Origin of the sequence: Gallibacterium salpingitidis (assembly GCF_001678495.1) — a bacterium.
GTDB lineage: Bacteria > Pseudomonadota > Gammaproteobacteria > Enterobacterales > Pasteurellaceae > Gallibacterium > Gallibacterium salpingitidis.
Genome location: NZ_JTJL01000061.1, coordinates 1 through 10,271, shown reverse-complemented (window position 1 = coordinate 10,271; position 10,271 = coordinate 1). Strand labels below are relative to the sequence as shown.

The following is a 10,271-nucleotide window of genomic DNA, read 5'->3' as shown; positions in this document are numbered from 1 at the left end:
GAAAAATTGACAGCTTTTTTTGCCTGAAAATCTTATTTGCATTCGGGCAAGAGTGAGAGGGAACCCAAAGCTATTTTATGGAAATTTGTGACAAAATTTAGGTTTGTCATCAGTCTGAATGGTCAGCAAATGCTGACCATTCAGTTTGGTAAGAAGTCAATGACTAAACGTCTAGTGAAATGATTTTTTAGGTTACGCTAGAACAAAAACTTTTATTCTTGTAATGAATAAATACCAAGTTGATCTAATTTACCTAAACCACTGACTAATGCTGAAGCACCATTGATAGTCGTTTGAATCATCACTTTTTGTTGTAATGCACTACGACGAATCGAATGACTATCAGCAATAGATTCAGGTTTACCATCTACCGTATTAATCACTAATGAAATTTCACCATTCTTGATAGAATCCACAATGTGTGGACGACCTTCACGCACTTTGTTGATATGTTGCACAATAATGCCATGTTCCGCTAAGAATTGTTCGGTACCATAAGTTGCGCATAAGCCAAAACCAAGACGTTGCAGATGTTTTACGATTGGTAATAAACGTTTTTTATCTTGATCGGCAATAGATAAGAACACTTTACCACTTTGTGGAATATGTTCTCCTGCACCAAGTTGTGCTTTGATAAATGCCTCTTCAAAGGTAGTGCCTACGCCCATTACTTCACCGGTTGAACGCATTTCTGGTCCGAGAATCGTATCAACACCAGGGAATTTGATAAATGGGAATACCGCTTCTTTTACAGCAAATTTTTCAGGAATAACTTCTTGTGTAAAACCTTGTTCTGTGAGGTTGATACCAGCCATCACACGAGCAGCAATTTTAGCTAATGGTACTCCAGTTGCTTTACTGACGAATGGCACTGTACGAGAAGCACGTGGATTTACCTCTAATACATAGACAGTATTTTCTTGTACCGCAAATTGTACATTCATCAAACCAACAACTTTCAAGGCTTTCGCCATCGCGCTAGTTTGGCGACGAATTTCATCTTGAATCTCTTTGCTTAATGAATAAGCTGGTAATGAACACGCAGAATCACCGCTATGGATACCTGCTTGTTCAACGTGCTGCATAATACCGCCGATAACGACAATCTCACCATCACAAATACAATCCACATCAACTTCAATGGCGTTATCAAGGAAGTGATCTAATAAGATCGGGCTATCTTCAGAAACTTGAACTGCTTCACGCATATAACGGTTGAGTTCTTCTTCGTTATAAACGATCTGCATTGCACGTCCGCCTAATACATAAGATGGGCGAACAACTAAAGGATAACCCACTTCTTCCGCTAATTTAGCTGCTTCATCACTGTTGCGTGCAGTACGATTAGGCGGTTGTTTCAAATTTAATTGATTCAGAATTTGTTGGAAACGTTGGCGATCTTCTGCAGCATCAATACTGTCAGCAGAAGTACCAATGATATGAACTCCATTTTTGTGTAACGCATTAGCTAGTTTTAATGGAGTTTGACCACCGTAATGAACAATCACACCATCAGGTTTTTCAATGTGGATAATTTCTAATACGTTTTCTAAAGTCAAAGGTTCGAAATAGAGGCGATCTGAAGTATCGAAATCAGTGGATACAGTTTCTGGGTTACAGTTCACCATAATGGTTTCAAAACCGCTTTCACGTAAAGCAAGAGCAGCATGTACGCAGCAATAATCAAACTCAATACCTTGACCAATACGGTTTGGACCACCACCTAGAATCATAATTTTTTTACGATTGGATGGATTAGCTTCGCACTCTTCTTCATAAGTAGAGTAGAGATAAGCTGTATCTGATTTGAATTCTCCTGCACAAGTATCAACACGTTTATAAACAGGATGTAAATTTAATTCATAACGACGTTGTCTTACTTCACTTTCACTAACTTTAGTTAGCTGACCGATACGTTTATCTGAGAAACCTTTGCGTTTTAGACGACGTAATTCAGCATAATCAAGTTGATCAAAGGTTTTCTTTTCTAATTCAAGTTCTTCTAACACCAAATCTTGAATCTGACGTAAGAACCAAGGATCGATTTTGGTATAGCGATAAACATCAGCTAATGACCAACCTAAACCAAAAGCATCCGCTACATATAGCAAACGTTCTGGACCTGGGTTAGAAATTTCTTGGCGTAATTTCTCGTTATCTTCTGAACGTAAGTTAAAACCGCAAATACCAGTTTCTAGCCCACGTAAGGCTTTTTGTAATGACTCTTGGAAAGTGCGCCCCATTGCCATCACTTCACCAACAGATTTCATTTGGGTAGTCAAACGGTCATCTGCTTGTGGGAATTTTTCAAAGGCAAAACGTGGCACTTTAGTCACAACATAGTCAATCGATGGCTCAAAGGAAGCTGGAATTAAGCCACCAGTAATATCATTGCGTAATTCATTTAAGGTATAACCTACAGCGAGTTTTGCCGCAACTTTAGCGATTGGGAAGCCTGTCGCTTTTGATGCTAATGCAGAAGAACGGCTGACGCGCGGATTCATTTCGATGACGATCATTTCACCATTTTCTGGATTGATGGCGAATTGTACGTTAGAACCACCGGTATCAACGCCAATTTCACGTAATACGGCCAAAGAGGCATTACGCATAATTTGATATTCTTTATCTGTTAATGTTTGTGCTGGAGCAACAGTAATGGAATCCCCAGTGTGAACACCCATTGGATCGAGGTTTTCAATCGAACAAACGATAATGCAGTTGTCGGCTTTATCGCGTACTACTTCCATTTCATACTCTTTCCAACCTAAAACGGATTGTTCGATTAATAGTTCATGTGTTGGAGAAGCATCAAAGCCACGCTCACAAATCTCTTGGAATTCTTGGCGGTTATAAGCGATACCACCACCTGAACCACCCATAGTGAATGATGGGCGAATTAAGGTTGGGAAACCAACTTCTTCTTGCGCCTGCCATGCTTCGGCAAAACTATGACAAACGAAAGATTTTGGCGTATTCAAACCAATTTTAGCCATTGCTTCTTTGAAACGGCCACGATCTTCGGCTTTATCAATCGCATCTTCAGTCGCACCAATTAATTCCACTTGATATTGCGCGAGAATACCGTTTTTGGAAAGGTCTAAAGCGCAGTTTAAGGCAGTTTGTCCACCCATTGTTGGTAGAATGGCATCTGGGCGTTCTTTTTCAATAATTTTCGCTAAAGTTTGCCAACGGATTGGTTCAATATAGGTGACATCCGCCATATTTGGATCGGTCATAATTGTCGCTGGATTTGAGTTTACCAGAATGACTTTATAACCCTCTTCACGTAATGCTTTACACGCTTGAGCACCAGAGTAATCGAATTCACAAGCCTGTCCAATTACAATCGGACCTGCACCAATAATAAGGATAGATTTTATATCTGTACGTTTTGGCATAATTTATGTCCCACGATTCTTTTTATTATTTCATAATTAACGGACTACATATGAACTAGCAGTCAAGGTATGACTCGCAATATCCATTTCTTTAATAAATTTATCAAATAGATACGCTACGTCATGTGGACCAGGGCTTGCTTCTGGGTGTCCTTGGAAAGAGAATGCAGATTGATCTGTTAATTCAATTCCTTGTACGGAACCATCAAATAGAGAACGATGAGTGATACGTACATTACTTGGTAAACTCTCTGCATCGACTTCAAAGCCGTGGTTTTGGCTGGTAATTAATACTTTGTTGGTATCAAGATCTTCGACAGGATGATTACCACCATGATGACCAAATGCCATTTTTTTCGTTTTACCACCGACAGATAAGCCTAATAGTTGATGTCCTAAACAGATACCAAAAATTGGCTTTTTACTTGCCAATAAAGTTTGAATAGCTGAAATTGCATAATCGCATGGTTCAGGGTCGCCAGGGCCATTAGAGAGGAAAATGCCGTCCGGATTTAGTGCTAATACCTCTTGTGCTGGTGTAGTCGCTGGTACAACTGTAATACGGCAGCCACGCTCTGCTAACATGCGTAGGATATTACGTTTTACACCAAAATCGTAGGCAACGACATGGAAACGGAAATTTGGCTGTTCTGCATAACCGACACCGAGTTGCCACACACGTTCTTTCCATTCATAAGGTGCGGCGCAAGTTACTTCTTTAGCAAGATCTTTACCCGCCATAGAACCAAAGCTTTGCGCTAATTCTAAAGCTTTTTTCTCATCAATTTGCCCAGCCATAATGCAACCTGCCATTGCACCTTTATCACGTAATAAACGTGTTAAGCGGCGGGTATCAATATCCGCAATTGCCACTACATTATTTTGGCTTAAGTACTCTTGTAATGATTGTTCGCTACGGAAATTACTGTGCAATAAAGGTAGATCACGAATAATCAAACCAGCAGCATAAATAGCATTAGATTCAACATCTTCGCTATTGGCACCAGTATTACCAATATGTGGATAAGTTAAAGTAACTAGTTGTTTAGTATAAGAAGGGTCGGTCAGAATTTCTTGGTAGCCCGTCATGGAAGTGTTAAATACAACTTCACCAATCGTATGTCCTAACGCGCCGATAGCGGTACCACGAAAAATCGAACCATCAGCAAGGACGAGGATAGCTTGTTCAGACATCAATTACTCCTAAATTAATTTATGTGTTTGGTCGAACACTTACGAATGCTCATTAACCACAACTTAGATCAAACGGTAATTTCATTATAGTTTTACCATATTGGCTAAATCGTGTCTGAATGTTTTTTCATTAAACGAAAAAATCGCAATATTTTAATAGAGCAAACGTTTAAATACAAATGAAAAGATTTGGTGTATATGAAAAATTATGCAATATAATTGAATATTTATTCATTAAAAGCAAGTGTTATTTTCAATTTAAAGGTGTTTTTAATCGTAAGAAAATTTGATTAGAATATAAAGTAATTGACTAGCGAGAGAAGAAGATAATGAAACAAGCACTAATAAAAAAATTTTTGCCTGCTGCGATGGCAGTGGCAATAACCGCAGGGTGTGCAAGTCACACTGAAACTGGCGAGCGAAACGATCCATTACAAGGATTTAATCGTGCAATGTGGAATATAAACTATAATTATCTTGATCCTTATGTATTGCGTCCAGTGGCGAAAGGCTGGCGTGATTATGTGCCAGATCCTGTGAAAACCGGCTTAACTAATTTCACCAGTAATCTTGATGAGCCAATGAGTTTTGTAAATCGTTTATTGGAAGGGAATTTTAAACAGGCAATGGTGCATTTTGATCGCTTTTGGATCAATAGCGTATTTGGTTTAGCAGGTTTTATCGATATTGCTAGTGCAAGTAAACCATTGAGAAAGCAAGAGAATAGAGAATTCGGTGATATGCTCGGACATTATGGTGTTGGTACTGGTAGTTATGTAGTGTTGCCGGGCTATGGCGCTGCTATACCTCGTCAAGATCTTGGTCATATTGTTGATATGACTTACCCAATGTTGTCATTACTTGGCCCTTGGGGTTTATTAAAATGGGGAATTGAAGGGGTAGATAAACGTTCAAGGGTGCTCGATCAAGATGCATTATTAAAACAATCACAAGACCCTTATGTCACTTTCCGCGAAGCCTATTTCCAAAACTTGCAATTTAAAGTTTCGGATGGTAAAGCGGACAACAAAGAAAGTGAGAAGTTAGATAAAAATATTGTCAATGAAATCGATTAATCTTTTACTTTTTTGATTCAAATTAAGGCGGCGCTAAGCATAATCTCTTACAGTAAGCGCCGTTAAATTTTTTATATTTTTAGAAGGATAGCAACATGGAAATGACCTCCACCCAACGCTTAATTTTAGCGAACCAATATGAATTAATGGCATTGCTTAACCCTGAACAAGCGGCGTATTTTCGTCGCTTAAAAACAATTGTGCAATGTGGTTTTGCTAAAGAGTTACAAGAATTAGATAAGGGCTTTTCTTATTTAACTGAGGCGGAATGTAAGATGGTTCGTGATACTTTAGAGATGTATCATGCGTTACAAGTTTCTTATAATAATTTGGCAAATAAATCAGTGATCAGTGAACATCAAACTAAATTTATTGGTTATTGTGCGATTAGAGAGAAGAAATTCTGCCAATATGTGAAATTCTTACGTGAAACTGAAAAACTTTATACTGATGTTGTATTCCATACCGAAGATACTGATGCACAGTTCTGTATGGCTGATAAATATCAAAAAATGTTGGCGGCATGGCGTGCTTGCCCACATGAATACCATTTAAGTGCGGAAGAAATTCGTAAGATTTTAAATGCGTAATAATTAGAAAGTATGTTAATAAAAACGGCAGAGTACCTGCCGTTTTTTGTGTATTAACGATTGGCTTTTAGCTCAATCTCTTGATTGACTTGACCATAAATCATCATAGTAAAGACCACTGTACCGCCAAGAATATTACCGAAACAGGTTGGCAGTAAGAAAGTGACAAAGTAGTCGTATAATGACGCCTCACCTTGGAAAACCAGGTAAGAAATTTCTGCCGAACCCACAATAACATGTGCAAAATCACCTAATGCAATCAAATAGATAAAGAAGAAAATCATAATAAATTTTCCACTATTTACCGATGGCATCATCCATACGATGGAGGCAATTAAAATCCCAGCAGGAATTCCTTTTAAGATGTTTTCTGAAACTGTCATATGTTTGACATGCATGGCGATTTCATGCATTGCATGTACAAATTCAGGATTGAATACCTGATGATTTTGTAAAAATAGCGCTGCTAAGGCGGTACCAATTAAATTAGAAACAAATACGATAAACCATAAACGGGAAACCGCAGTAACTTTACGCCAAGTTAATGGATTAAATAGCGGTACAACAGTGGTAATAGTATTTTCAGTAAAAAGCTGCATCCGCCCTAAAATAACCAATAAAAAGCCAACGGTATAACCCATATTAGAAATTAATGGTGCCCAAGGCTCGTCAGGAATATAAGCGGTAAAAATTGCTTTAAAGACAAAAGAAAATGTCACCACTAAACCAGCAGTAATTCCTGAAAAAATAAGGGCTTTGGTTGGTCGAGTAAGCTCCTCGATACCATCTTGACGAATAATTTCATACAGTAAGCGAGGACTAAGGCGTTCATATTCTTCAATCGCCATTTTATCTCGGTAGGAAAGTGTTGAAGTATCTAGTTCTGATTTCATTGAGTTTCCTCCTGCTTGATACTAATAAAGTAATAAGATTTAGCGTATTGATTTTTGCATAAGGCGCGTATTCTAACATAAATCGCTAATTAGCTAGCAAATTTTATGTTAAAGAAACTAGGCTAACAGAGCGTAATATTCTATAATTGCCGATTTCTGAATCACTGAAGAATGGAATAATATGTTTGAAATTAATCCAATAAAGAACAAAATTAGCGATATTGGTGAAAGAACCCTAGCGCTTAGGGGGTATCTTTGACTTTGATAGCAAAGTTGAACGTTTAGAAGAAGTTAATGCAGAATTAGAACAACCAGATATTTGGAATGATCCTGAAAAAGCACAAGCTTTAGGTAAAGAACGCTCTTCCTTGGAAGCAGTAGTAAATACCATTAAAAATTTAGAACAAGGATTAGATGACGTCGATGGTTTATTAGAATTAGCCATTGAAGCTGAAGATCAAGATACCTTTGATGAGGCTGTTGCAGAATTAGCCGAGTTAGAGGATAACTTAGCGAAGTTAGAGTTTCGTCGTATGTTCAGCGGTGAACATGACAGTGCAGATTGTTATGTTGATTTACAATCTGGATCAGGCGGTACAGAAGCGCAAGATTGGACAGAAATGTTATTGCGTATGTATTTGCGTTGGGCGGAAAGCAAAGGTTTTAAAACAGAATTAATGGAAGTTTCTGATGGTGATGTAGCAGGAATTAAGTCAGCAACAATCCGAGTGAGCGGTGAATATGCGTTCGGTTGGTTGCGTACAGAAACTGGAATTCATCGTTTAGTGCGTAAAAGCCCATTTGATTCTAATAATCGTCGTCATACTTCATTTAGTGCGGTGTTTGTTTATCCAGAAATCAGTGATGATATTGATATTGAAATTAATCCCGCTGATTTACGTATTGATGTGTATCGTGCGTCAGGTGCGGGTGGGCAACACGTTAACAGAACAGAAAGTGCGGTACGTATCACCCATATGCCAAGTGGGATTGTAGTGCAATGTCAAAACGATCGCTCTCAACATAAAAATAAAGATCAAGCGATGAAACAATTAAAAGCAAAATTGTATGAGCTTGAACTACAAAAGAAAAATGCAGAAAAACAAGCATTGGAAGAGAGTAAATCTGATATTGGTTGGGGGAGTCAAATTCGTTCGTATGTGTTAGATGATGCACGAATTAAGGATTTACGTACAGGCGTTGAAAATCGTAATACGCAAGCAGTATTAGATGGTGATTTAGATCGCTTTATTGAAGCGAGTTTAAAAGCTGGATTATAAAAGTAATTGAAGATAAAGGTATAAAAAATTATGTCAGAACAAAATCAAGAATTAGATCTTAATGGCGAAATGCTGGCTCGTCGTGAAAAATTAGCGAGTTTAAGAGCAAAAGGCAATGCGTTTCCAAATACATTCCGTCGCGACAGTCTTGCAGGTGATTTACATACTGCCTATGAGAGCGAAGATGGAGAAGTGTTAAAAGAGAAAGAAATTGCGGTGGCAGTTGCTGGTCGTATTATGACGCGTCGCAAAATGGGTAAAGCAAGTTTTATCACTATCCAAGATATGAGCGGAAAAATTCAGTTATATGTAGCTCGTGATTTATTGCCGGAAGGTGAATATGAAGCATTAATGGCAATGTTGGATCTTGGTGATATTGTTGGTGTGAAGGGTACATTATTTAAAACTAAAACCAATGAGTTGACAGTGCGTTGTACCAGTGTTGAATTATTAACCAAAGCGTTGCGTCCATTACCAGATAAATTCCATGGTTTATCCGATCAAGAAATGCGTTATCGCCAACGTTATCTTGATTTAATTAGTAATGAAGAATCTCGCCGTACTTTTGTGATTCGCTCTAAAGTGATTGCAGGCATTCGTGAATATTTCATTGGTAAAGGCTTTATGGAAGTGGAAACACCAATGTTACAAGTGATTCCGGGTGGAGCATCAGCACGTCCATTTATCACCCATCATAATGCGTTGGATATTGATATGTATCTACGTATTGCACCGGAACTTTACTTAAAACGTCTTGTTGTGGGCGGTTTCGAGCGAGTATTTGAATTAAATCGTAATTTCCGCAATGAAGGGGTATCGGTGCGTCATAACCCAGAATTCACCATGCTAGAGTATTACCAAGCGTATGCTGATTACCACGATTTAATGGATAATACAGAAGAATTATTACGTAAATTAGCATTAGATATTCTTGGTACAACAACAGTACCTTATGGTGAATATGAATTTGATTTCGGTAAACCATTTGAGCGTATTACGATGCACGATGCAGTATTAAAATATGGCGCAGATAAAGGAATTGTCAAAGAAGATCTTTATGATCTTGATCGTGCGAAAGCGGTAGCTGAAAAATTGGGTATTGAAGTACAAAAATCTTGGGGATTAGGTAGCTTAGTGAATGCGATTTTTGAAGAAGTTGCAGAACATCACTTAATCCAACCAACATTCTTAATGGCACATCCAGCAGAAATTTCACCTTTAGCGCGTCGTAATGACCAAAATCCAGAAGTTACTGATCGTTTTGAATTATTTATTGGCGGACGTGAAATCGGTAACGGTTTCTCTGAATTAAATGATGCAGAAGATCAAAATGAACGCTTTGACGCACAAGTGGCAGCAAAAGAAGCTGGTGATGATGAAGCAATGTTTAAAGATGAAGACTTTGTCGTTGCGCTTGAACATGGTTTACCGCCAACTGCTGGAGAAGGCTTAGGGATTGACCGTTTAGCAATGTTATTTGCTAATGCAGCTTCAATTCGTGATGTTATTTTATTCCCAGCAATGAAACATAAAGCGTAATTGTTTCTATCATATTGAAATAAAAAGGAAAAACTTAACTAAATTGATCTGCACCCTAAAAGTTGGACTTATTATCCAACAAATAAAGGTGCAGTTTTTTATAGTGTGCTCGGTATGAGCGCATTCTAACAGGTGAGAGTCCCGAGTGCGGGAGGGGGGATATCGGCTTGCTGCTTGGTAACATATAACCTTGTTGTTCTGTTTGTACTTGTTTTACCCAACGACGTAATGCCGTTTCTCCTATCCCTAATTCCAAGCATGCTTGTGGGATGGAATAACCTTGTTCGGTCACCAATTT

The 10,271-nt window shown here is 38.3% G+C and carries 8 protein-coding genes; 4 read left to right on the top strand and 4 right to left on the bottom strand.

The window, feature by feature from the left end; all coding sequences use genetic code 11:
* Positions 1-212 precede the first annotated feature (212 nt).
* Both carB and carA read right to left on the bottom strand, forming a co-directional pair.
* Complete coding sequence (gene carB, locus QS62_RS10445; RefSeq protein ID WP_066109887.1) at positions 213-3,401, bottom strand: carbamoyl-phosphate synthase large subunit; 3,189 nt, start codon at positions 3,399-3,401, stop codon at positions 213-215.
* Positions 3,402-3,437: 36 nt separating this feature from the next.
* Positions 3,438-4,595 (bottom strand): glutamine-hydrolyzing carbamoyl-phosphate synthase small subunit, encoded by a 1,158-nt coding sequence (gene carA / locus QS62_RS10440; RefSeq protein WP_066109884.1) that lies wholly within the window; start codon positions 4,593-4,595, stop codon positions 3,438-3,440.
* Between the two features lie 329 nt (positions 4,596-4,924).
* Here carA and QS62_RS10435 point away from each other — a divergent pair, with 329 nt between their 5' ends.
* Together QS62_RS10435 and QS62_RS10430 are read left to right on the top strand one after the other, a co-directional pair.
* On the top strand, positions 4,925-5,671 hold the full coding sequence (locus tag QS62_RS10435) for an MlaA family lipoprotein (RefSeq protein WP_082966188.1): 747 nt from the start codon (positions 4,925-4,927) through the stop codon (positions 5,669-5,671).
* Positions 5,672-5,766: 95 nt separating this feature from the next.
* The gene (locus QS62_RS10430) at positions 5,767-6,261 is read left to right on the top strand and encodes a YfbU family protein (protein ID WP_066109881.1); all 495 of its coding nucleotides are present in this window, start codon (positions 5,767-5,769) and stop codon (positions 6,259-6,261) included.
* A 53-nt stretch (positions 6,262-6,314) separates the two neighbouring features.
* Here the strand turns inward: QS62_RS10430 and QS62_RS10425 are convergent, their stop codons facing one another.
* Complete coding sequence (locus QS62_RS10425) at positions 6,315-7,154, bottom strand: formate/nitrite transporter family protein (protein WP_066109878.1); 840 nt, start codon at positions 7,152-7,154, stop codon at positions 6,315-6,317.
* 181 nt (positions 7,155-7,335) lie between these two features.
* Between QS62_RS10425 and prfB the strand changes: the two genes are divergently transcribed.
* Together prfB and lysS are read left to right on the top strand one after the other, a co-directional pair.
* Positions 7,336-8,434 (top strand): peptide chain release factor 2 gene (gene prfB, locus QS62_RS10420; protein ID WP_156550124.1). Its coding sequence is split into 2 segments (ribosomal slippage): positions 7,336-7,410 and positions 7,412-8,434, totalling 1,098 coding nucleotides; the frame shifts between segments, so codons are not numbered across the junction.
* 30 nt (positions 8,435-8,464) lie between these two features.
* On the top strand, positions 8,465-9,973 hold the full coding sequence (lysS, locus tag QS62_RS10415) for a lysine--tRNA ligase (protein ID WP_066109872.1): 1,509 nt from the start codon (positions 8,465-8,467) through the stop codon (positions 9,971-9,973).
* A gap of 55 nt (positions 9,974-10,028) precedes the next feature.
* Here the strand turns inward: lysS and QS62_RS12155 are convergent.
* Positions 10,029-10,271 (bottom strand): transposase (locus tag QS62_RS12155; protein ID WP_330998007.1); only part of this gene is annotated, 243 nt, incomplete at its 5' end.